Genomic DNA, 21,490 nt, shown 5'->3' with positions numbered 1-21,490 from the left:
GTACCACGATCCCCCTCCCCCCCCCTCTTCCGCCGGGGGCGGCCGGGCCCCGGCCCCCCCCCCCCCCCCCGCCCCGCGGGGGGGCCGGGGGGGCGGCCACGCCCCGCCCGGGCCGCCGGCCGCGCCCGCTCCGGCCGGCGGCACGCCCGCCGCCGGGGTGGCCTACGAGCGCACCCAGCTGGCCGGAGCGATCGACCCGGCGCTGCTCGGTGCGCCGCTCGACCCCGGCACCCCGCCGTCCGGAGGCCCGGCCGTCCCGCCGCCGCCCGGTGCCCCCGGCCCCGGCGCGCCCGCGGCCGGCTACGGCTACCCCGGTGCGCCCGTGTCCGGCGCCGCCGCCCCGGCTCCGGCCGCGGCGGCCGTCCCGCCGGCGCCCGTCCCCGGTCCGCCGCAGGGCGCCCCGGTGCCGCCCGGGGTGCCCGCGGTCGGCCCGGGCTACTTCGCCGCGCTCAGCTACCGGGGCCCGGACGGGTCCGAGCAGAAGCTGCTGCACCGCAGCGAGCCCGGTACGCCGCACCCGGAGTGGAAGATCCTCCAGGACCTGCGCCGGCTGAACGTGCCGCCGGAGCAGGTGCTGGAGCTCTACACCGAGCTGGAGTCCTGCGACCTCCCCGGCGGCTACTGCAACCGGATGATCGCCGCCTCCTGGCCGAACGTCAGGCTCACCCACACCGCCGACTACGGCCGCGACCACCACTCCCGGCAGGCCGGCATGGCCCAGCTGCTCGACCACCTGGACGAGCTGCACCAGCTGGCCTCCGGCGCCCAGCGGGTCCGCCCGTTCCGGGTGCCGCTGCCCGCCCCCGGGACGGTCCCGCCGCTGCCGCCGATCGCCCCGCAGCAGCTCGCCCAGGAGCTCGGCCAGGCCTTCAGCCAGAACGTGTTCCGCTTCGAGCAGCGTGCCGTCTCCCGGCAGGGCGTCCCCGAGCCGGTGGCGCAGACCCTGATGTGGGCCGGCCTGCCGCGCGACTTCGGCCCGTTCTTCTGGGCGCAGGCCCAGGAGGGCCGTCCGATCCCCACGCTCGCCGAGCTGGCCGCCGAGCGCGGCCTGGCCGGCGGGCCGGACTTCGGCGGCTACCTGGTGCTCGGCAACGACTACGGCCGGCAGCTCTGTGTGCAGTACGGCACCGCGCACGTGGTCGCGGTGGATCTCGAAGGAACCGGAGAGCCGCCGCGGTTCGTCAACAGCGGTGTACCGGAGTTCGTCCGCTCCCTGGCCCTGCTGGGCCGGATGTGGCGGCTGCGGTACGGGCTGACGCCGGATCAGGCCGGTCGCTGGACGACCGACTTCCAGGCCCAGCTCGCCGCGATCGACCCGGCGGCCCTGCAGTCGGCGGACACCTGGTGGGCCGTTCTGCTGGAGCAGTTCTGGGACGGCCTGTTGTAGCCGGCGGTCACCGAACCGCGCAGGTGGAAGGGGTCGTTCCGGTGTCCGGAACGACCCCTTCGGCCTGCCGCCGCGGCACTGCCTCGTTGGGGTTTCGCCCCGATCTGCGCAAAATAGGTCAAGAAGATCGGTCGATTCGCCCGGTCCTCGCCACGTTCCGATCAGGACCTCGTCGATATTCAGACCCGGTCCTCGATCCGGTTCCCGATCCGTCCGATCCGTCCGATCATGGGCTCCGCAGCCCGCGACCCGAGGGGAAGAGCCCATGAGCGACGCCGTCCCCCAGTACGGCTTCACCGCTGCCAGGCGTGGTTACGCGCCAGAGCAGGTCGACCGAGCAGTGACCGCACTCACCGCCCAACGCGACGAGGCGTGGGAACGGCTGAGCGTCCTCGGCGCCGGGATCCGGGAGATGGAGCGCCGCCTGGCCGACATCCGGCAGGCCGCCGCCGACGCCCCGGAGCCCGACTACCAGGTGCTCAGCGAGCAGGCCGCAGGCCTGGCCAGGACGGCCGAGAACGAGGCCCGGGCGGTCCGCGAGGCCGCCGAGCGGTTCGCCGAGGACCTGCGCGACGAGGTCTACGAGAGCGGCCAGGACCTCGCCCGGTCCGCCAAGGAGTACGCCGCCACCACCCGCTCCGAGGCCGACCAGGCGGCCCGGCGCACCGACGAGCGGACCAGGTCCGAGGCCGAGACGGTCCGGGCCGAGGCCGACCGCGAGATCCGGACCCTGCGGGACACCGCGACCGCGCACGCCGCCAAGGTGCGGGTCGCGGCCGCCGAGGCCTCCGAGCAGGCCGAGGCCAAGCTCGCCGAGCTGCGCCGCAAGGCCGACGAGAACTTCGCCCGGGCCGAGGCCAAGGCCGACGCCGAGGACCACGAGATCTCGGCGACCGCCGAACGCCGGCTCAAGGAGGCCGAGCAGCACCGGGAGACCGTGCTCGGGCAGATCAAGCAGTCGGACGCCGAGGCGCAGGCGCGGGCGGACCAGCTGATCGAGCAGGCGCGCCGCGAGGCCGAGCGGATCAACGCGGCCAGCGAGCGGGAGCAGCGCGAGTTCGCGGCCCGGCAGGAGACGGTGCAGCAGCACCTGGACCACATCAAGGGGACCCTCGCCTCGCTGACCGGTGCGGCGGTGGGCGCGATCGAGCCCGTCGAGGACGCCCCGGCCCCGGTGCCGGCGGCGGACCTGCCGCCGGTGGACCCGGAGGCGGACACCGGTGAGATCGCGGTGGCGGACCTGCGCAAGGAGGTCGCGAACCTGCGCAAGGAGGCCGCGAACCTGCGCAAGGAGGACGCCGCGGGAGCGGGGCAGCCGGGTGCGGTGACCGAGGCGGCCACCGAGGTGATGCCGGCGGTCACTCCCGGGCCGGTGGCGCCCGGCACGGTCACTCCGGGCCCGGTCACCCCCGGTGCGGTCGGCTCCGGTGCGGTCGGCTCCGGGCCGGTGGCGCCCGCCGTTCCGGCCGCGGTGCCGCCGCGGCCGTCCTCGCCGCCGTCGCAGCCGTCGTCCTCCGACGCGGCCGCGGCCGCCGAGGGGAAGGGGCGCTCGGAGGAGCAGACCCGGATCATCCCGAAGATCGTGATCGTGGACGACGGGAGCGACTACGCGACCCCGAACACGGTCGGCTACAAGGGGCGCTGACGGCCGGCGGGCGGCGGTCCCTGCTCAGGAGCCGTCGCCCGCCAGCAGCCGGGCGAGCTTCGCGTCCTGGGCCCTGACCGCCTCCTGCCGGGCGGCCAGGGCCTGTGCGTTGCGCTCGATCTGCTGCTGCTGGTAGCCGGCCAGGACGGCGAACCAGATCCCGGCGAGGTTGCTGCTGCCGGTGCAGTCCGCGTCGGCGCGGGCCGTGGCGAGCTCGGTGGGGGTGATCTCCGGGGTGGTGCGGAACCGCTCCGGCAGCGCCGCCGGGTCGTCCGCCCGGAAGCCGGCGGCGGTCATGCAGGCGGACCACGCGCCGGTCGCCGCGGTCACCCTGGCGTCGCGGCTGGCGGCGCCGATCGATTCGTCGAAGAGCCGGCCGACCAGGTCCGTCCCGGCCCCGGGCGGGGTGCCGATCCGCTCCGCGGCCTGGCGGTCGCAGTCCACCCGGGTGTTGTCGTAGGCCTCGCCGGAGCCGGCCGCGGGCCCGGTCGGGCGCGGCGCGTTCCGCTTCGGCGGGTGGAAGCCCTGGACGCCGGCGACCGCCGTCCCGAGGTAGCCCCACGCGCCGGCCGGCAGGGCCGTGGCGTTGTCCGGGGCCTGGGCCGCCTGGAGGCCGTCGCCGTCGAAGGCGGTGTAGCCGGCCTTCCGCATGCAGGAGACGACCAGCATATTGCGCGCCTGAATCTCTTTCACGGCCGCCTGGTCATTGGCCTGATAAGCGGAGAGCGGCAGTCCGGTCATTCCGGCCCGCCCGGATTCCGGCGGTTTCGGCGCATTGACCGGGGGCGGGGTCAGCGGGGATTCCGCCGGGCCACTCCCGGAGGATCCGGTACAGCCCGCGGAAAAGGCCGATAAAACGCTCGCCAGGGCGATGGCGGCGAATCGCCCGAAATGTGGTGGACGTACCAAGCTTCTGCTCCGATCCTCAAGCGCGGCAAGCTTGTTCGGACCCTAGCGCATTCCGCTTCGGAGCGTTCCGGAGCCTGTACGGGGAGTGCGGCTTGGCCGGAAATCAACTGTTCGGCGACGAGCCCCCATGTAAATCTCTGGAGTTGCAATCGCTGCTGATGGAGGGGTTTCATGATTCGCCGCACAAATCCCGCACATCCTGCACGGACCCGCTCCGCGCGTTCCCGCAAGGAGCGCCGTACCGGAAATGGCCTGGCCCGTCGCGCCGGGGCGGTCGCCGTTCTCGCCGCCGCCGCGGCCGCACTGCTGCCGGCCACCGGGGCGAACGCGGTGAACCGGGTCGACTGCGGAAACCGCACCGATTTCGCGAAGGTCTACAACTACGGCTACAGCGGACAGCTGTGCTTCGCGAATGACGGCTGGATGGCGGTCCGCGTCTACAACGTCGACCGGATCGACGCCGGCAACAACCGGGTCATCACCTATCTCGGGGGCGGCCTGGGCTCGTGGACCGTCTTCAACTGGGAGCAGTACGACTTCAACGGCCACCAGGGCTACGAGGTGATGATGTACGACGTCAACCTCTCCCGCTGGTAGCCGGGGCGGAGCTCTGTGCGGTGCCGGGCGGGTGCGGACGCCCGGCACCGCGTCGCCCGGGGTGCGTCGACCGGCAGAGCACCTGACCGGCAGAGCAGCTCGACGGCAGAGCGCCTCGACGGTCAGAGCATCTTGACCGTCAGAGCACCTCGACCGTCGCGCCGGCCAGCCGGCGCCGGCAGTCCAGCACGTACCGGGCGTGCGCGGTCACCACGTCGTAGTCGAAGTCGTCGTGGTCGGCGAGCAGCACCACCGCGTCCGCCGCCGCCAGCTCCTCCGGCGTCGCCTCGACGAGGCGGACGGCGGCGAACGGATCGCCGTTCCGGTCCTGCTCGGCCGCGCGCTGACCGGGGATCACCGGCTCCGGGGCGTGCACCCCGACCACCACGTGCGGGTCGGCGGCCCGGACCTCGGCACCCATCCGCGTCAGCAGCCCGGCGATCCGGGCCGCCGGGGTCTCTCTGGCGTCGCCGGTGTTCCTCTTGTACGCGAGCCCGAGCAGCAGCACCCGGGAACCCTTCACCGGGCGGCGCCGGTCGTTGAGCGCCGCGCCGAGCCGGCTCACCACGTAGTCGGGCATCTGCCCGTTCACGTCGTTGGCCAGCCCGACCGAGCGGAACGACCGGCCGAGCGCCCGCTCCACCCGCCAGGGCAGGTAGGAGGGGTCGACCGGCAGGCAGTGCCCGCCGACACCGGGGCCCGGGTCGAAGCGCAGGAAGCCGAACGGCTTGGTGGAGGCGGCGTCGATCGCCTCCCAGACGTCGATGCCGAGGTCGTGGGCGAACATGGCCAGCTCGTTGACCAGGGCGATGTTCACGTGCCGGAAGGCGTTCTCCAGCAGCTCGGCCAGTTCGGCCTCCTTGCAGGAGGAGACCGGCACGGTCCGCTCCACCAGCTGCCGGTAGAAGCCGTCCACCGCCGCCAGCGCCGCCGGGTCGATGCCGGAGACCAGTTTGGGCGTGTTCTCCAGCCGCCAGTCCGGGTTGCCCGGGTCGATCCGCTCGGGGCTGTAGCCGAGGTGGAAGTCCCGGCCCGCGGTGAGCCCGGATCCCTCCTCGAGCAGGGGCGCCAGCAGCTCCTCGGTGGTGCCCGGGTAGGTGGTGGACTCCAGCACGACGGTCGCCCCGGCCCGCAGGTGCTGGGCGAGCAGCCGGGCCGAGGCCTCGATGCACGAGAGGTCGGGCACGCCGTCGCGCAGCGGGGCCGGCACGGTGATCACCGCGAGGTCGAAGTCCGCCACGTCGCCCGGCTCGGCCGACGGCAGGTACGAGCCGTTCTCCAGCAGCGGCCGCAGCCGCTCGGCCGGGACGTCCTCGACGTAGGACTCGCCGACCGCCAGCCGCTTGATCCGGCGCTCGTCCACGTCGTAGCCGATCACCTGGTGCCCCACCTCGGCCGCCCGGACCGCCAGGGGCAGCCCCGCGTAGCCCTGGCCGGCGATGACAACGCGCATGACGAAGAACCCCCTTCATCGCGACGCCCCCTGGCCCCTCCGGGCGTTCCCACACGGTCTTCACACCAGGGTATGGAGCGGCGACCGGCCGTGTGCGCGGATGCGCGAAACGGGAGCGCACCGGAAACGGAGGAGGCCGAGACCCGTGGCGCCCTCCAGGAAAGGGCGCCACGGTTCCCGGCGCTTGGGCGGGCGCCCCCACCCAGGGTCGCCCGGCCTCGCACCCCCGACCCCCATCGGGTGTGCGACCGTGTCCTCCGCAGCCATCCCCCACGGTTGGGTGCGGCGGGCACGCACACCATGCTGCGCGATCTCCATGGACGGGCAGTGACAGGAGTATGTCCAGTTCGTGGCGGATCACCGAGCCGTAGCCGCGGCCGGCGGCCGGTGCTTCGTCCGCGTCCGGACGTCGTCGTGGGGCCGGCTCCGGGCCGTCCCGTGCGCGCCCCGGCCGTGCGCCGCGTGCGTGTCGGTGCCGCGGCGTAGGCTGGAGACCCCCGGCCGCTCGGCGTGCCGGGCCGTTCGCGTTGCCCCGGCGGGCCTTCGCCGCCCCGGGACAGCACCAGCCACGGGACGAAGAAGAGACTCCAGATGAGCCTGACCGGACTGCTCGATGTCGTCGCGCGGGACGCGGCGCTCGCCGAGGCGATCGAGGCCGCGACCGCCCCCGGTGCCGCGGCCGGTGGCCGCCACCACCTGGACCTGGTCGGCCCGCCCGCCGCCAGGCCGTTCGCCATCGCCGCACTGGCCCGCGCCCTGGCCGGGCAGTCGGCGGGGGAGCGCGGCCGCCCGGTGCTGGCCGTCACCGCGACCGGACGGGAGGCCGAGGACCTCGCCGCCTCGCTCCGGTCGCTGCTGCCGCCCGACGCGGTCGCCGAGTACCCGGCCTGGGAGACGCTGCCGCACGAGCGGCTCTCGCCGCGCTCGGACACGGTCGGCCGCCGGCTGGCCGTGCTGCGCCGGATCGTGCACCCGCGGCTCGGGGGCACCTCCCAGCCGGAGGCCGGCGGAGACGCCGTGGCCGGGCCGGTGCAGGTGATCGTGGCGCCGGTCCGCTCGGTGCTGCAGCCGCAGGTCAAGGGGCTGGCCGAGCTGGAGCCGGTGGCCGTTCAGCGCGGTGAGTCGCACGACCTGGGGGAGGTGGCCCGCCGGCTCGCCGCGGCCGCCTACGCCCGGGTCGAACTGGTGGAGAAGCGCGGCGAGTTCGCCGTCCGCGGCGGCATCCTGGACGTCTTCCCGCCGACCGAGGAGCACCCGCTGCGGGTGGAGTTCTGGGGCGACGACGTCGAGGAGATCCGGTACTTCAAGGTCGCCGACCAGCGCTCGCTGGAGATCGCCGAGCACGGCCTCTGGGCGCCGCCCTGCCGCGAACTGCTGCTGACCGACGAGGTGAAGGCGCGGGCCGCCGAGCTGTCCGCCGAGCACCCGGGGCTGGCCGAGATCCTCGACAAGATCGCCGAGGGCATCGCGGTCGAGGGCATGGAGTCGCTGGCGCCCGTCCTGGTGGACGACATGGAGCTGCTGCTGGACGTCCTGCCGCTCGGCTCGGTCGCCGTGGTCTGCGACCCGGAGCGGGTCCGCACCCGGGCCGCCGACCTGGTCGCCACCAGCCAGGAGTTCCTGCACGCCTCCTGGGTGGCGGCCGCGGCCGGCGGCGACCGGCCGATCGACCTGGAGGCGATCGACGTCTCCGCCGCCTCGCTGCGCTCGCTCGCCGAGGTGCGGGAACACGCCGCCGAGATCGGGCTGCCGTGGTGGTCGGTCAGCCCGTTCGCGACCAGCGACGCCTCGGTGGGCACGGTGCTGGAGTTCGACGTCAACACGCTGACCCTGGGCATGCACGCGGTCGAGGCCTACCGGGGCGACACCGCACGGGCGATCGCCGACGCCAAGGAGCGGCTGGCCGCCGACTGGCGGGTCGTCATGGTGACGGAGGGCCACGGACCGGCCTCGCGGCTGGCGGAGGTGCTCGGCAACGAGGGCATCCCGGCCCGGCTGGTCGCCGACCTCGCCGAGGCGCCGACCCGGGACGTCGTGTACGTCTCCTGCGGCTCGATCGAGCACGGCTTCGTCGACGAGGCGCTCAAGCTGACCGTCATCACCGAGACCGACCTCTCCGGCCAGAAGTCCTCCACCAAGGACATGCGCCGGATGCCGTCCCGGCGCCGCAACGCGATCGACCCGCTGGCGCTGGTGGCCGGCGACTACGTGGTGCACGAGGCGCACGGCGTCGGCCGGTACGTGGAGATGGTGCAGCGCACCGTGCAGGGCGCCACCCGCGAGTACCTGGTGCTGGAGTACGCCCCCGCCAAGCGCGGCCACCCCGGCGACCGGCTGTTCGTGCCGACCGACCAGCTGGACCAGGTCACCAAGTACGTCGGCGGCGAGGCCCCGACGCTGCACCGGCTCGGCGGCGCGGACTGGGCGAAGACCAAGCAGCGGGCCAAGAAGGCGGTCAAGGAGATCGCCGCCGACCTGATCAAGCTGTACTCGGCCCGGATGGCCGCCCCCGGCCACACCTTCGGCCCGGACACCCCGTGGCAGCGCGAGCTGGAGGACGCCTTCCCGTACGCGGAGACGCCCGACCAGCTGACCACCATCGCCGAGGTCAAGTCGGACATGGAGAAGTCCGTCCCGATGGACCGGCTGATCTGCGGCGACGTCGGCTACGGCAAGACCGAGATCGCGGTCCGGGCCGCCTTCAAGGCGGTGCAGGACGGCAAGCAGGTGGCGGTGCTGGTGCCGACCACGCTGCTGGTGCAGCAGCACTTCTCCACCTTCGCCGAGCGGTACGCCAACTTCCCGGTGACGGTGAAGGCGCTCTCCCGCTTCCAGACCGACAGCGAGGCGAAGGCCGTGCTGGAGGGGCTCTTCGAGGGCTCGGTGGACGTCGTCATCGGCACCCACCGGCTGTTCTCCTCCGAGACCCGGTTCAAGGACCTCGGCCTGGTCATCGTGGACGAGGAGCAGCGCTTCGGCGTCGAGCACAAGGAGCAGCTGAAGAAGCTGCGGGCCAACGTGGACGTGCTGACCATGTCCGCGACGCCGATCCCGCGCACCCTGGAGATGGCGGTCACCGGCATCCGCGAGATGTCCACCATCACCACCCCGCCGGAGGAGCGGCACCCGGTGCTGACCTTCGTCGGCCCGTACGACGAGAAGCAGATCTCGGCCGCGATCCGGCGTGAACTCCTGCGCGAGGGCCAGGTGTTCTACATCCACAACCGGGTCGAGTCGATCGACAAGGCGGCGGCCCGGCTGAAGGACCTCGTCCCCGAGGCGCGGATCGCCACCGCGCACGGGCAGATGGGGGAGACCCAGCTGGAGAAGGTGGTCGTCGACTTCTGGGAGAAGGAGTTCGACGTCCTGGTCTCCACCACGATCGTGGAGTCCGGCATCGACATCTCCAACGCCAACACCCTGATCGTGGAACGCGGTGACACCTTCGGCCTCTCCCAGCTGCACCAGCTGCGCGGCCGGGTCGGCCGTGGCCGCGAGCGCGGGTACGCGTACATGCTGTACCCGCCGGAGAGGCCGCTGACCGAGACGGCCCACGAGCGCCTGGCCACCATCGCCCAGCACACCGAGATGGGTGCCGGCATGTACGTGGCGATGAAGGACCTGGAGATCCGCGGGGCCGGCAACCTGCTCGGCGGCGAGCAGTCCGGGCACATCGCGGGCGTCGGCTTCGACCTCTACATGCGGATGGTCGGCGAGGCGGTGGCCGAGTTCCGTGAGTCGCTGGCGAGCGGTGGCGGCGAGCCGGAGGAGGAGCCGCTGGAGGTCAAGATCGAGCTGCCGGTGGACGCCCACGTGCCGCACGACTACGCGCCGGGCGAGCGGCTGCGGCTCCAGGCCTACCGCTCGATCGCGGCCGTCAACTCCGAGGACGACATCAAGCAGGTCCGCGACGAACTGGTCGACCGGTACGGCAAGCTGCCCGAGCCGGTGGAGAACCTGCTGCTGGTGGCCGCGCTGCGGCTGTACGCGCGGCGCTGCGGGATCGCGGACATCACGCTGCAGGGGGCCAACGTCCGGTTCGGGCCGGTCGAGCTGCGCGAGTCGCAGCAGCTGCGGCTGAACCGGCTCTACCCGCGCAGCCAGGTGAGGGCGGCCACCCAGCAGCTGCTGGTGCCGCGGCCGTCCACCGGCCGGATCGGCGGCAAGCCGCTGGTCGGGCGTGAACTGCTCGGCTGGTGCCGGGAGTTCCTGTCCGCGATGTTCGACGACCTGGCGGGGTCGAAGAAGTAGCAGGCGGGCCGGGAGCGGCCTCCGGCGAAGCGACGGTCTCGGGCGGTGGCGCCTGGGACCGCTGTTCTGCATGTCCGGCGTTCTGCATGTCCGGCGTTCCGCGGGGCGGCGTTCTGTGGGGCGGTGGCCGATGGGTCCGGTGTCCGGCGGCCTGCAGCTTGCGGCGTGCGGCCTGTGTGTCCGGTGTCCTGCTCGGCCGACGCCCCGCGCCTGCGGGTGCGGCCGGCGAGCCGTGAACCGGGCTGTCAGCCGATCTTCCACTGGCCGACCTGGTTGGCGAACCCGTTGTCCAGGGCGAACTGGACCTTGTCGATCTTGGCGTCGGCCGGGACCTCGAAGGTGATGAAGCCCTTGCCGGACTCGCCGGGGGCGATGTTGGTGGGGGTCTGGAAGTCCGGGCCGGCCTTGGTCTCGGCCACGGTCGGGCCGTAGGCCTGGCCCTGGGTGTCGACCACCTTGGCGCTGTTCAGCGGGGCCTCGCCGTAGGCCGCTGCGCCGGTGGCCTTGATCTGGAACTGCACGGCGACCCAGCGCTTGCCGTCGGCCGGCTTGAAGTACTCGTTGGCGCTCTCGGCCGGGTCGACCAGCTTCACCGCGGTGACGTCGGCGGTGTTGCTCTTCTCCATGCCCTTGAGCGCGATGGTGTCGCCCAGCTTGGCCGCGGCCTTCGGCGCGTCGGCCGGCTTGGACTCCGCGGGCTTGGCGGCGCCGGAGGCCGCGCCGGTGGCGCCCGTGGCGCCGCCCGGGGCGGTGGTCGCGGCGGCGGACTGCTTGGGCTCGGTGGCGACGGAGGGCCCGCCGGTGGAGTTGCAGGCCGTCGCGCTGAGCGTGATCAGGGCGGCGCCCAGCAGGAGGGTGGCGGTGCGGCGGCGGGTGGTGGTGGCGGACATGAGGCTCTCCCCTGTTCTCGGGTCCTGGGCCGGCGGCGCTCTGTTGCGCTGTCGACAGGAGGATCACACCATCTGCTGTGAACGATGTCAACAGCCAATCGAAAAACGTCTCTGTTCACGTGTGAACTTCGAGAATGGGTGCGCTGGCTATGCTGTGTGGTCACACCCCGCCCGCCGTCCGGTCCCGCCCTCCCGTGCCGGCCCGCGTCCGCCGAAGGAGCCCCCCCATGCCGGACCGTCCCGAGGTGACCGCCGTCGAGATCGCCCGGCTGGCCGGCGTCGGCCGCGCGGCCGTCAGCAACTGGCGGCGCCGCCACGCCGACTTCCCCCGCCCGGTCGGCGGCACCGACAGCAGCCCGACCTTCGCGCTCGACGAGGTGGCCGACTGGCTCCGCGGGCAGGGGAAGATCGCCGAACTGCCCCTGCTGGAACGCGTCTGGCAGCTGCTGGAGACCCTCCGCGACCCGGCCGGCCACCCCGCCGCACCGCTCGTCCAGGCCGGCGCCGTCCTCCTGCTGCTGCACCGGGACCCCGGCCGCTGGCCCGCACTCGCCGGAGAACCCGACACCCGGCTCGCCACCGCCCTGCCCCGCGCACTCGCCGACACCGCCGCCCGCACCCTCGGCGACGGCGCCGCCGCCCTCCGCCTCCCCGGCCTGTTCGGCTCCACCCAGACCGACCTGGCCCGCCTGCTCGCCGAGCTCGCCGCCGCCGACGCCGCAGGTGCCCCGGGTGCGTACGAGCAGCTGCTCACCCGGTACGCCGAGGCCAACAGCCGCCAGCTCAGCCCCACCCCGCCCGAGGCCGCCGAGCTGCTCGCCGCCGTGGCCGGCGTCCCCGCCACGGTGCTCGACCCGGCCACCGGACTCGGCGCCGTGCTGCTCGCCCTCCCGCCCACCACCGGCCGCTACGGCCAGGACGCGGACGGGGTGACCGCAGCGCTCGCCGGGCTCCGGCTCGCCCTGCACACGCCCGCCGGCGACCCCGGGCCGCTCCCGGTCGAGGTCCGCGCCGGCGACGCCCTACGGGCCGACGGCTACCCCGGCGACACCTTCGACGCCGTGCTCTGCCAGCCGCCGTACAACGAGCGGGACTGGGGCCACGACGAGCTGCAGTTCGACACGCGCTGGCCGGGCGGCCTCGTCCCGCCGCGCGGCGAGTCCGAACTCGCCTGGCTGCTGCACTGCCTCGCCCGCACCCGCCCCGGCGGCCTCACCGCGCTGCTGCTGCCACCGACCGTCGCCGGCCGCCGGGCGGGGCGCCGGGGCCGCGCCGAGCTGCTGCGCTCCGGGGCCCTGCGCGCCGTGGTCGCCCTGCCGGCCGGCGCCGCCCCGCCGTACGGGGTGCCGCTCCACCTGTGGGTGCTGCGCGCGCCGCGGCCCGGCGACGACTTCCGGCAGGTGCTGCTGCTGGACGCGTCCCCGGCGTCGTTCGCCGCGGCCTCGTCCGCCTCGCCGTCCTCGCCCTTCCCGGCCGCCGACACGGGGGAGGGCGGGCGCGACAAGGTCGACTGGGCGCAGCTGCGCCGGACCGTCCTGGACACCTGGCGCGCCTTCGACCTGGCGGCCCGCGAAGGTCTGCCGCTGCCGGCGGACCGGCCGGGCGTCCACCGGACGATGGCCGCCATCGACCTGCTCGACGACGAGACCGACCTCTCGCCGGCCCGCCACGTGCCGCCCGCCTCGCCGGTCGGCGGGGCCGCCGAAATCGCCCACCTGAGCGGCCGGCTGACCGAGCTGCTGGCCGGTCTGGCCGGGCCGGCCTCGCTGCTGCCGGAACCGGGGGCTGCGGGGGCGCCGGGTGGGTCGGCAGGTGTGCCGGGTGCGCCGGTGGTCACGGTGGGCGAGCTGGTCCGCAACGGAGCGCTGGAGGTGCACTCGTCCGGATCGGGCGTGCCGACCCGCCCGGCGGGCGCGGACCCCGCCGGCACCCCCGTGCTGACGGACCAGGACCTCGTCGCCGGCCACGCGCCCAGCGCCGTCCTCGACCCGGCGGGTGCGGCCGGTGCGTCCGCCGGCGACGTCCGGATCCGCCCCGGTGACGTCCTCGTCCCCGCGCTCGGCGGCGGCGTGGCCCGGGTCGTCCGGCCCGGCAGTCCGCTCACGGGCGCGGCACTCGGCCGCCAGCTGCACCTGCTGCGCCCCGACCCGGCCGCGCTCGACCCCGACTTCCTGGCCGGCCAGTTCCGCTCCACCGCCTCCACCCGCCGGGCCGCCAGCCACGCCTCCACCACCGCCCGCCTGGACATCCGCCGGGTCGAGCTCCCGCGCCTCCCGCTCACCGAACAGCGCGCCCTCGGTGCCGACTTCGCCCGCCTCGACACCTTCGACACCACCCTCCAGCAGGCCGCCGCCCTGGCCCGCACGCTCACCCAGGCCCTCACCGACGCCCTCGCCACCGGCACCCGCCCGGCGGGCGGCCGGTCGCCGGCGGACGGCTGACGGCTCTTGAGGGCGGCTGACGGCTCCGCGGGCGGTTGACGGCTCCCGCGGGCGGCCCGCGGCGGTGGAACGCCCTCCGCCCGGCCGGTGGCGGGCGGTACGGTGTGCGGGTCGTTCGTACCGCGGACCGGCCGCCGTCCTCACCCGCTCAGGAGCGCAGATGTCAGGGCATTACCCCGGGCAGTTCGGACCACCGTCCGGCGGCGCGTACCCCGGCGGCGCGCCCCTCGGCGGGATACCTGACGGGTCGCCGTACGGAGCCCGGCCCTACGCCGGCCAGGCGCCGTACGCCCCGCAGCAGCCGGTCCAGCCGTACCCGGCGCAGCCCTACGGCACCCAGCCGTACCCCGTCCCGCCGACCCAGCCCGTTCCGGCGCTGCGCCCCGGGATGGCGGCCGGGCCGTTCGGCGTGCTCGGCCGCATCCTGTGGGCCCTGGTCCCGCTGGTGACGATCGGTCTGCTCGGTGTGATCCCCTCGCTGCTGCTGGCGATCCGCCGGCGCCGGGTCTACGACGTCATCGGCGCGGTGGTCTTCACCGGGCTCTTCGCCAGCTACCTGATCTGCGCCGGCGTCGCGGGCAGCATCAAGGACGCGCCCACCGCGGACACCATCGGCATGGTGTCGATGATGCTGATGTGGTTCGGCGCGCCGCTGCACTTCCTGGCGATGGACCTGCGGGTGGTCTGGGACGCGGGGCGGCCCAAGACCCCGGCCCCGGCGGCGTACTACGCGCCGCCCGTCGCGCCCGCCGCCACGTACCCGGGCACCCCTGCGGCCGGTTACGCGCCGACGGTGCCGGGTGCGCCGTACGGCTCCGCGCCGGTCCCGGGTCCGGTCCAGGGTCCGGCTCCGGTCCCGGCTCCCGGTTACGCTCCGCCCGGGCCCGCCGCCGCACCCGCCCACGCGACCGGGGACGAGCTGCGCGAGCTGGGCGAACTGCTGCGCCGTCAGGCCCGCGAGGGCGGCCGGCCGTGACCACCGCCCGGGTGATCGGCGGCCGCTACCGGCTGGCCGAGAAGATCGGCCACGGCGGGATGGGCCAGGTCTGGGGCGGCTACGACGAACGGCTCGACCGCCCGGTCGCCGTCAAACTGCTGCGCACCGACCACCTGCTCCCCGCCGACCCGTCCGGCAGCCTCGGCGGCCCCGGCGGCGGTACCGCCGCCGGGACCGCCGCCGGGACCGAGCGGCGGCGCCACGGCGACGAGCTGCGCCGCCGCTTCCTGCGCGAGTGCCGGATCACCGCCGCGCTCGACCACCCCGGTCTGGTCACCGTCTTCGACGCGGGCGAGGACGACGGCGAGCTGTACCTCGTCATGCAGCGGGTCCCGGGCGTCAGCCTGGCCGACCTGATCGCCGAGGACGCGCCGTTCCCGGTCGAGCGCGCCGTCGCCGTCGCCGCCCAGCTGTGCGCGGCGCTGGCCGCCGTCCACGCCGTCCCGGTCGTCCACCGCGACCTCAAGCCCAGCAACGTGATGGTCCGTGACGACGGCCGGACCGTCCTGCTCGACCTCGGCATCGCCACCGCCCTCGACACCGAGGCCACCCGCCTCACCCTCACCGGCGTCCCGATCGGCAGCCCCTCCTACATGGCCCCCGAACAGGCACTCGCCGCCACCATCGACCCGCGCAGCGACCTGTACGCGCTGGGCTGCCTGCTGCACGCGATGCTCACCGGCGAGGAGCCGTTCCGGGCGCCCAGCGCCCTCGGCGTGCTGCGGCGGCACGTCGACGAACCGCCGGTCCCGCTGCGCGAACTCCGGCCCGACGTCCCGGCACCCCTCGAACGGCTGGTCCTCGACCTGCTCGCCAAGCATCCCGACGACCGCCCGGCCGACGCCCAGGAGGTCCACGCCCGGCTGCTCCCGCTGCTCCCGGCGGCCGCCGCGGCCCCGCAGCCCCGGTACGGGCCGCTGCCCGACCCCACCCGCCCGTACCGCCACCCGCTCCAGCCGCAGCCCCGCCCGACGGCGGCGGCCGCTCCGCCCGCCCCGCGCGCGGAGCCGCACCCGTTCCTGATGGCGGCGGTGCCCGCGCCTGCGCCGGCTTCGGTTTCGGGTCCCCGGCTCCCCGGTGCTCCGATCCCCGGCACTCCCGGCGTCGGCGAACCGGAGCTGGCGGCCGCCTGCGCCCGCCTCTCCGACCTGGTCGACGCCGGCCGGCGCACCGAAGTCCTCGACCTCGCCGCCACCCTGCTGTCCCGAGCCCGGACCGAACTCGGCGACGGCGCACCGCTCGTCCGCACCATCCGGACCATCTACGCCCGCACCCTCCACCAGGAGCAGCGCTACGCCCAGGCGCTCCCCGAGTACCGGCGTCTCGCCGCCACCGCGGACGGCGGCCCGCTCGGGCCGCAGGCCCACGAACACCGGTACCGCGCCGCCGAATGCCTGGAACGCCTCGGCCACACCGAGGAGGCGCTCGCCGAGTACCGCGCGCTGCTCACCACCACGCCGGGCGCCGACCCGGACCGGGCGTTCGACCTGCGCGAGCGGATCGGCCTCCTGCTCGCGGCGTCCGGCGACGCCGATACCGCCTGGCAGTGGCTGCTCCAGCTCCTCTTCGACCGCGAACGCCGCGACGGCCCGCACCATCCGGCCGTCCGCCGCCTCCGCCAGAACCTCGACACCCTCCAACCCCAGCGCACCACCAACACCCCCCATCCCCCCGACCCCCGCACCACCCCCTGGCCCCCCACCCCCTGACCTCGCCACCCCAGTGGGAAGTTGGTGGCTCCGACTTCCTGGGCGGCCGCGCGATGCAGCTCCCCGGGCAGGTCGTTGCTCGCGGGAGGGGGAAGTCGGTGGGACCGGCTTTCTGTGCAGGGTGCGGGCATGCCTTTCGGCAGATTCGGTGCTGCCCGGGTCTCATTAGGGTCAAGGGCGTGCGTGCGAATGGACAGCGGTGGTGCGACGGCCGGCTCGACGGCGGGTTGCTGGTGGGGGCATCGGCGTCCATCGGGCTGAGCGGGGTGAGCATCTGGTGGGCCGTGCCGGCGATCGGCGCGGCGTTCCTGGCGGGGCGGCGGATGGAGCGCGTGCGGCCGGCGGCCGTGGTGCTGGCCGCCATGGTTGCCGTCGGGGTGGTGGCGGCCGTCGCGGTGCCGGCGTGGATGGTGCCGGGGACGTCGTTCCTGTCACTGCTGGTCTGCGCCGGAATGGCGCCCTGGATGGTGGGCCGGTTCTGGCGGCAGTCGCAGGAGTTGGTGCGGGCCGGCTGGGAGAGGGCGGAGCGGCTGCAGCGTGAGCAGCAGCTGGTGGCCGAGCAGGCCCGGCTGCGTGAGCGGGCTCGGATCGCGCAGGACATGCACGACGCCCTGGGGCACGACCTGAGCCTGATCGCCCTGCGGGCAGGGGCCCTGAAGCTGGCTCCCGACCTGGCGCCGCCGCATCGGGAGGCGGCCCAGGAGATCCGCGCCGGTGCAGGGGCGGCGGTGGAGCGCCTCGCCGAGGTGATCGGGGTCCTGCGGGACGAGGCGGACGACGCGTCCGCCCGCGGCCCCGCCGACGCGGGTGTCGCACAGCTGGTCGAGGAGTCGGCCGCGGCGGGCCTGGACGTCCGGCTGATCGTCACCGGTGCGCCCGACGCTCTGCCGCGGGCGGCCGAGCACGCGGCGTACCGGGTGGTCCAGGAGGCACTGACCAACGCGGCCAAGCACGCTCCGCGGGCGCCGGTCACGGTCCGGGTGGCCTACGCGTCGGACGGCGTCCGGATCCGGGTGGTCAACGGCCCGCCGCCGGTGGGCCGGCAGGCCGCGAGCCCGGAGAGCCCGGGGACGCCGCCCGGTGGCGGCTGCGGCCTGATCGGCATGGCCGAGCGGGTCAGGCTGGTCGGTGGCACCCTCCGTCACGGTCCTGGCGTCGACGGCGCGGGCTTCGAGGTCTCCGCGTACCTGCCGCGCTCCGGTGCCCCTGCCGCTCCGGCTCCCGGCCCCGGTCCGGTGTCACCGGCCCGCGAACTGCGCCACGCCCGCCGCCGGGTGGGCCGGATGCTGGTGGCGACCGTGGTGGTGCCGCTGGCCACCGTGCTGGTGCTGATGACCGTCCTGCGCGGCTGGACGATCTACACCGCCGGCCGTGCCGTTCTGGACCCGGCGGACTACGCGCTGCTGCGGGTCGGGCAGGACCGGGCGACGGTGCAGAGGTTCCTACCGGATCGTCAGTTTCCGTACCATCCCGAGGAGGGCAACCCGCCGCCCCGGGGAGAAGGAGTGACGTGCGAGTACTACGCGATCACGGCCGAGCCGTTCCACAACGACCGTTCCGGGGACGCGTACCGGCTCTGCTTCCGGGGGGACGTGCTGATCTCCTTGGACGCCTTGCTCTCGTGAGCGCCGGATGAGCGGCGGGGACCGGCCCGCGCGGACCGCACCGGTCCGGGTGGTGATCGCCGACGACGAGCCGATGGTCCGCGCCGGCATCAGGGCGGTGCTCGCCACCGACCCGGGCATCGAGGTGGTCGCCGAGACCGGGGACGGCCGGGAGGCCGTCGAGCTGGTGCGGCGCCACCGTCCGGACGTCGCCGTGCTGGACATCCGGATGCCTGGCACGGACGGCATCACCGCCGCGGCCGAGATCCGCCGGACCGGTGTCGCCACCGGGATCGTCATGCTGACGACCTTCGGCGAGGACGACTACATCCTGCGGGCTCTCGGCGGTGGCGCCCATGGGTTCCTGATCAAGTCCGGCGAACCGGAGGAGCTGATCGCCGGGGTGCACGCAGTGGCGGACGGCGCCGCCTACCTCTCACCCAAGGTGGCCGCCCGCGTGGTCGCCCACCTGGCGTCGGCCGGGACCGGCGGCCCGGCCGACCGGAGCGCCACCGCCCGGGAACAGGTGGCCGGGCTGACCTCCCGGGAGCGGGACGTGCTCGCGCTGGTCGCGGCCGGGCTCTCCAACGGCCAGATCGCCCGCCGGATCGGGGTGGTGGAGGGGACCGTGAAAGCCCATGTGAGCTCCGTCCTGGCGCGGCTCGGCGTCGCCAACCGGGCGGCCGCCGCCGTTCTCGCGCACGAGGCCGGCCTGACCCCCGGCGGAACGTGCGCGGGCGGTCCGCGCACCTGAGACCGGGGGCCGCAGCAGCAGGGGCCCCAGGACGCGTCTGCCGGCCGACGCGGTCACCGCAGTCGTGGCGAGCGGTAGCAGGGCCACGACCGCGGCGGCCGTGACCGTTCCGCCCAGGACGGCGCCGGCGACCACGTCGTGCGGGTAGTGCACGCCCGCGGCCACCCGCAGCGCGGCGGTCACCAGGCCGACCGGGACGGCCACCAGTGCCCAGCGCGGGCGCAGCAGCACCAGGCCGGTTGCGAGGGCTGCAGCCAGCGTCGCGTGGTTGCTGGGGAACGACCAGTCGCCCGGCGGCGGGCACTCGGCGAGGGCCGACCGCACGGACGCCGGGCCGGGCAGCGCCCGGCAGGGCCGCTCCTCGTCGATCACCACCTTCAGCACCTCGCTCGCCCCGTACGCGAGCACGGTGCCGAGGCCGGTCAGCGAGACCGCCGCGATCGGGCGGGCGGCCCGTCGCCGACGCGCCGTCCACCAGCAGAGCGCCAGCAGCAGCCCCAGCGCCAGCAGGCCGGCCTCGGTCGCCGGCTCCGGCAACGAGGCCAACCAGGCCGGGGCATCGGCGACGGCCCCGGTCACCTGCCGGTAGCCGACGGCGGACGGACCGTCGACCACCCGGACCGGTGCGTCCCGGTCGCCGCGGGCCGGCGCCAGCCACCCGACCACGCCCGTGCCCGTCGCGAGCAACGCCACCGCGGCGGCCACGCGGGTGGCCGTGCCCGTCGGCGTGGCCGGTGTTCCCCTGACCGTTCTCCTGACCGTGTTCGTCATGGCCAGGACGGTAGGTCGGGTGGGCGGGTCGCCACCCGACCCGAAAGGCAGGGGTCGACCTGGACGATTGTCAGGGTTGACATCCGGCGTGCTCCGCGCGGGTGACCCGTTCGGGCCACGGTCCGCGCGACACGCCCCCGCCCGCCCTACTCTCGGGACATCGCTCGGCCCGCCGCCACCCCGGAGACCAGCCATGCACCGTCGGACCGTCGTCGCGGGCGTCCTGCTCGCCGCCTCGGGGCTCACCGCCTGCGGGGGCGGCGGGCTCACCGCGGGCACGGCGGCGGTGCTGGACGGACGGCGGATCCCGGTGCGCGCGGTCGAGGCCCGGGTCGCCGAGCTGCGGGACCCGGCCGGCAGCGCCTCGGCGGACGCTCGGCAGCAGCCGGACGGTCCGGCGCGGCGGGCCGTCGCCGACCTGGTGCTCGACGCGGTGGTCGTCCGTGCGCTGGCCGACCACGGGCTGACCGTGGGCAGCGGTGAGGTGGCGGCGGCCCGCGCGACGGACGAGGCGCGGTACGGCGGGGCCGGGGCGCTCGCCCGGGCACTGGCCGCGCAGGGCGTTCCGGGCAGCGGGATCGACGACTACTACCGCCGCCGGCTGGGCATCCGCCACCTGGCCGCCGCGGCGGGCCAGGACGCCGACACCCCGGCGGGCGACGCCACCGTCCGCCTCGCCCTGGCCGACGCCGCCACCGCCCTCCACCTCCGCATCAACCCCCGCTACGGCAGCTGGAGTCCCATCCAGGCCGCCCTCCTCCCCGACACCCCACTCTGGCTGGCCCCCTGACCGGCAACGCCGCACGGGAAGCCGGCCCGGCCGACTTTCTGGCGCAGGCCGGGTGGGGCTTGGGCTGCTGGGGGGCGGCTTCTGGTGCGCGGGGGGTGCGGGCTGGTGCGCACGGGAAGTCGGGCCGGCCGACTTTTGGCGCAGGCAGGCAGAGCGAGGGGGTTGGTGGGAGGTCGGCCGGGCTGGTGGGGGGCGGGTAGGTTCGAGGTGTGACGAATCTTCCGGGCGCGAAGCTGATCCTGCTCACCACTACCCACCGGGTGGCTCCCGGGCTGTTGGCGTGGCCGGCGTGGGAGGCGCTGCGGTCGGCCGGGCGGGTGCTGGCGGGGGATGCCGGGAACCCGCAGGTGGCCGCGGTACGGCAGGCCGGGGTCGAGGTGGAGATCGTGCCGCCCGGCTCGGCTCCGGCGCTGGCGCGCCTGCTGACCGGGCAGGCCTCGGAGGCGGGCCCGACGGTCTGGCTGGGCAGCCCGGACGGTGACCCGGGGCTGACCGACGCGCTGGCGCGCCTCGCCGTGGAGCACGCGGGCGAGGTGCCCGAGATCGAGGTGCTGCCGGGCTCGTACGACCTGCCGGGCGCGCGTCTGCTGGACCTGGCCTCGGTGATGGACCGCCTGCGCTCGCCCGGCGGTTGCCCCTGGGACGCCGAGCAGACCCACGCCAGCCTGGTGAAGTACCTCGTCGAGGAGTCGTTCGAGCTGGTCGAGGCGATCGAGGAGGGGGACCGCGAGACGCTCCGCGAGGAGCTGGGCGACGTCCTGCTCCAGGTGTTCTTCCACTCCCGGATCGCCGAGGAGCACCCCACCGACGCCTTCTCGATCGACGACGTGGCCGGCGACATCGTGGACAAGCTGATGTACCGCCACCCGCACGTGTTCGGGGACGCCGAGGCCGCGGGCGCGGCCGAGGTGGAGGCGAACTGGGAGGCGCTGAAGGCGGCCGAGAAGTCGGACCGGGAGTCGGTGCTGGACGGCGTGCCGGCCGGGCTGCCGTCGCTGGCGTACGCGGCGAAGCTGGTGTCGCGGGTGCGCCGGGGCGGGGTCGCGGGCGTGCCGGACGCGCCGTACGAGCTGCCGGCGGAGCTGACCGCGGAGTCGGCGGGCACCCTGCTGCTCGCCGTGGCGCAGCGGGCGCACGACGCGGGGGTGGACGTGGACGCGGCGCTGCGGGCGGCGGCACGCGGCTACCGGGACGCGGTCCGCGCCGCCGAGGGGCTCAAGCCCGACCGGCCGGAGTAGGCCGGACGGCCGGAGCAGGCCGCACACCGGGAGCAGCCCGACCGGCCGGAGCCG

At 75.2% G+C, this 21,490-nt stretch carries 15 protein-coding genes and 1 pseudogene; 12 read left to right on the top strand and 4 right to left on the bottom strand.

Annotated elements, in window-relative coordinates; all coding sequences use genetic code 11:
* Window positions 1-157 precede the first annotated feature (157 nt).
* Entirely contained in the window at window positions 158-1,387 is a 1,230-nt protein-coding gene (locus tag ABZ885_RS06070; RefSeq protein WP_360183859.1) for an SUKH-4 family immunity protein, read from the top strand.
* Window positions 1,388-1,652: 265 nt separating this feature from the next.
* A complete protein-coding gene (locus ABZ885_RS06065; RefSeq protein WP_360183857.1) occupies window positions 1,653-3,032 on the top strand; it encodes a hypothetical protein in 1,380 nt (459 codons plus the stop codon).
* A 24-nt stretch (window positions 3,033-3,056) separates the two neighbouring features.
* Here ABZ885_RS06065 and ABZ885_RS06060 read toward each other — a convergent pair whose 3' ends face one another.
* A complete protein-coding gene (locus ABZ885_RS06060; protein ID WP_360183855.1) occupies window positions 3,057-3,725 on the bottom strand; it encodes a hypothetical protein in 669 nt (222 codons plus the stop codon).
* Window positions 3,726-4,112: 387 nt separating this feature from the next.
* Here ABZ885_RS06060 and ABZ885_RS06055 point away from each other — a divergent pair, with 387 nt between their 5' ends.
* Complete coding sequence (locus ABZ885_RS06055; RefSeq protein WP_360183853.1) at window positions 4,113-4,538, top strand: beta/gamma crystallin domain-containing protein; 426 nt, start codon at window positions 4,113-4,115, stop codon at window positions 4,536-4,538.
* 139 nt (window positions 4,539-4,677) lie between these two features.
* On the opposite strand, the gene ABZ885_RS06050 is transcribed toward ABZ885_RS06055, so the two are convergent.
* Window positions 4,678-5,991 (bottom strand): nucleotide sugar dehydrogenase, encoded by a 1,314-nt coding sequence (locus ABZ885_RS06050; RefSeq protein ID WP_360183851.1) that lies wholly within the window; start codon window positions 5,989-5,991, stop codon window positions 4,678-4,680.
* 591 nt (window positions 5,992-6,582) lie between these two features.
* Here ABZ885_RS06050 and mfd point away from each other — a divergent pair.
* Window positions 6,583-10,242 carry a transcription-repair coupling factor gene (mfd, locus tag ABZ885_RS06045; protein ID WP_360183849.1) on the top strand — a complete coding sequence of 1,220 codons (3,660 nt, stop codon included), beginning with the start codon at window positions 6,583-6,585 and terminating at the stop codon, window positions 10,240-10,242.
* A gap of 245 nt (window positions 10,243-10,487) precedes the next feature.
* Here the strand turns inward: mfd and ABZ885_RS06040 are convergent, their stop codons facing one another.
* Window positions 10,488-11,132, bottom strand: coding sequence for a DUF4352 domain-containing protein (locus tag ABZ885_RS06040; RefSeq protein ID WP_360183847.1), 645 nt, complete (start codon window positions 11,130-11,132; stop codon window positions 10,488-10,490).
* A gap of 227 nt (window positions 11,133-11,359) precedes the next feature.
* Here ABZ885_RS06040 and ABZ885_RS06035 point away from each other — a divergent pair, with 227 nt between their 5' ends.
* From ABZ885_RS06035 to ABZ885_RS06015, 5 genes are all read left to right on the top strand, one after another.
* Window positions 11,360-13,573 carry an N-6 DNA methylase gene (locus tag ABZ885_RS06035; protein WP_360183845.1) on the top strand — a complete coding sequence of 738 codons (2,214 nt, stop codon included), beginning with the start codon at window positions 11,360-11,362 and terminating at the stop codon, window positions 13,571-13,573.
* Between the two features lie 160 nt (window positions 13,574-13,733).
* Window positions 13,734-14,549, top strand: coding sequence for a hypothetical protein (locus ABZ885_RS06030; RefSeq protein WP_360183843.1), 816 nt, complete (start codon window positions 13,734-13,736; stop codon window positions 14,547-14,549).
* Between the two features lie 59 nt (window positions 14,550-14,608).
* Window positions 14,609-16,279 carry a protein kinase gene (locus ABZ885_RS06025; protein WP_360183861.1) on the top strand — a complete coding sequence of 557 codons (1,671 nt, stop codon included), beginning with the start codon at window positions 14,609-14,611 and terminating at the stop codon, window positions 16,277-16,279.
* Between the two features lie 179 nt (window positions 16,280-16,458).
* Window positions 16,459-17,904 carry a histidine kinase gene (locus tag ABZ885_RS06020; RefSeq protein ID WP_360183842.1) on the top strand — a complete coding sequence of 482 codons (1,446 nt, stop codon included), beginning with the start codon at window positions 16,459-16,461 and terminating at the stop codon, window positions 17,902-17,904.
* A gap of 7 nt (window positions 17,905-17,911) precedes the next feature.
* The gene (locus ABZ885_RS06015) at window positions 17,912-18,637 is read left to right on the top strand and encodes a response regulator transcription factor (protein WP_360183840.1); all 726 of its coding nucleotides are present in this window, start codon (window positions 17,912-17,914) and stop codon (window positions 18,635-18,637) included.
* 147 nt (window positions 18,638-18,784) lie between these two features.
* Here the strand turns inward: ABZ885_RS06015 and ABZ885_RS06010 are convergent.
* Window positions 18,785-19,009: pseudogene (locus ABZ885_RS06010) on the bottom strand (phosphatase PAP2 family protein); the annotation flags it as partial.
* Between ABZ885_RS06010 and ABZ885_RS06005 the strand changes: the two are divergent.
* The 3 genes from ABZ885_RS06005 to ABZ885_RS05995 all read left to right on the top strand — a co-directional run bounded on the left by ABZ885_RS06005 (window position 18,906) and on the right by ABZ885_RS05995 (window position 21,436).
* The gene (locus tag ABZ885_RS06005) at window positions 18,906-19,226 is read left to right on the top strand and encodes a hypothetical protein (protein ID WP_360183863.1); all 321 of its coding nucleotides are present in this window, start codon (window positions 18,906-18,908) and stop codon (window positions 19,224-19,226) included. The pseudogene ABZ885_RS06010 and the gene ABZ885_RS06005 overlap by 104 nt on opposite strands.
* A gap of 375 nt (window positions 19,227-19,601) precedes the next feature.
* On the top strand, window positions 19,602-20,198 hold the full coding sequence (locus ABZ885_RS06000; protein WP_360183838.1) for a hypothetical protein: 597 nt from the start codon (window positions 19,602-19,604) through the stop codon (window positions 20,196-20,198).
* Between the two features lie 209 nt (window positions 20,199-20,407).
* Complete coding sequence (locus ABZ885_RS05995; protein WP_360183836.1) at window positions 20,408-21,436, top strand: MazG family protein; 1,029 nt, start codon at window positions 20,408-20,410, stop codon at window positions 21,434-21,436.
* The last annotated feature ends 54 nt before the right edge of the window (window positions 21,437-21,490 follow it).

Source organism: Kitasatospora sp. NPDC047058 (assembly GCF_040643935.1).
Classification (GTDB): Bacteria; Actinomycetota; Actinomycetes; order Streptomycetales; family Streptomycetaceae; genus Kitasatospora.
Note: the sequence above shows the minus strand (reverse complement) of the source record. Positions and strands in the feature narration are given on the sequence as shown.

Coding starts and splice junctions, on each gene's coding strand:
- ABZ885_RS06065 (WP_360183857.1), top strand. CDS start 1,653: ATGAGCGACGCCGTCCCCCAGTACGGCTTCACCGCTGCCAGGCGTGGT.
- ABZ885_RS06055 (WP_360183853.1), top strand. CDS start 4,113: ATGATTCGCCGCACAAATCCCGCACATCCTGCACGGACCCGCTCCGCG.
- ABZ885_RS06050 (WP_360183851.1), bottom strand. CDS start 5,991: ATGCGCGTTGTCATCGCCGGCCAGGGCTACGCGGGGCTGCCCCTGGCG.
- mfd (WP_360183849.1), top strand. CDS start 6,583: ATGAGCCTGACCGGACTGCTCGATGTCGTCGCGCGGGACGCGGCGCTC.
- ABZ885_RS06040 (WP_360183847.1), bottom strand. CDS start 11,132: ATGTCCGCCACCACCACCCGCCGCCGCACCGCCACCCTCCTGCTGGGC.
- ABZ885_RS06035 (WP_360183845.1), top strand. CDS start 11,360: ATGCCGGACCGTCCCGAGGTGACCGCCGTCGAGATCGCCCGGCTGGCC.
- ABZ885_RS06030 (WP_360183843.1), top strand. CDS start 13,734: ATGTCAGGGCATTACCCCGGGCAGTTCGGACCACCGTCCGGCGGCGCG.
- ABZ885_RS06025 (WP_360183861.1), top strand. CDS start 14,609: ATGGGCCAGGTCTGGGGCGGCTACGACGAACGGCTCGACCGCCCGGTC.
- ABZ885_RS06015 (WP_360183840.1), top strand. CDS start 17,912: ATGAGCGGCGGGGACCGGCCCGCGCGGACCGCACCGGTCCGGGTGGTG.
- ABZ885_RS06000 (WP_360183838.1), top strand. CDS start 19,602: ATGCACCGTCGGACCGTCGTCGCGGGCGTCCTGCTCGCCGCCTCGGGG.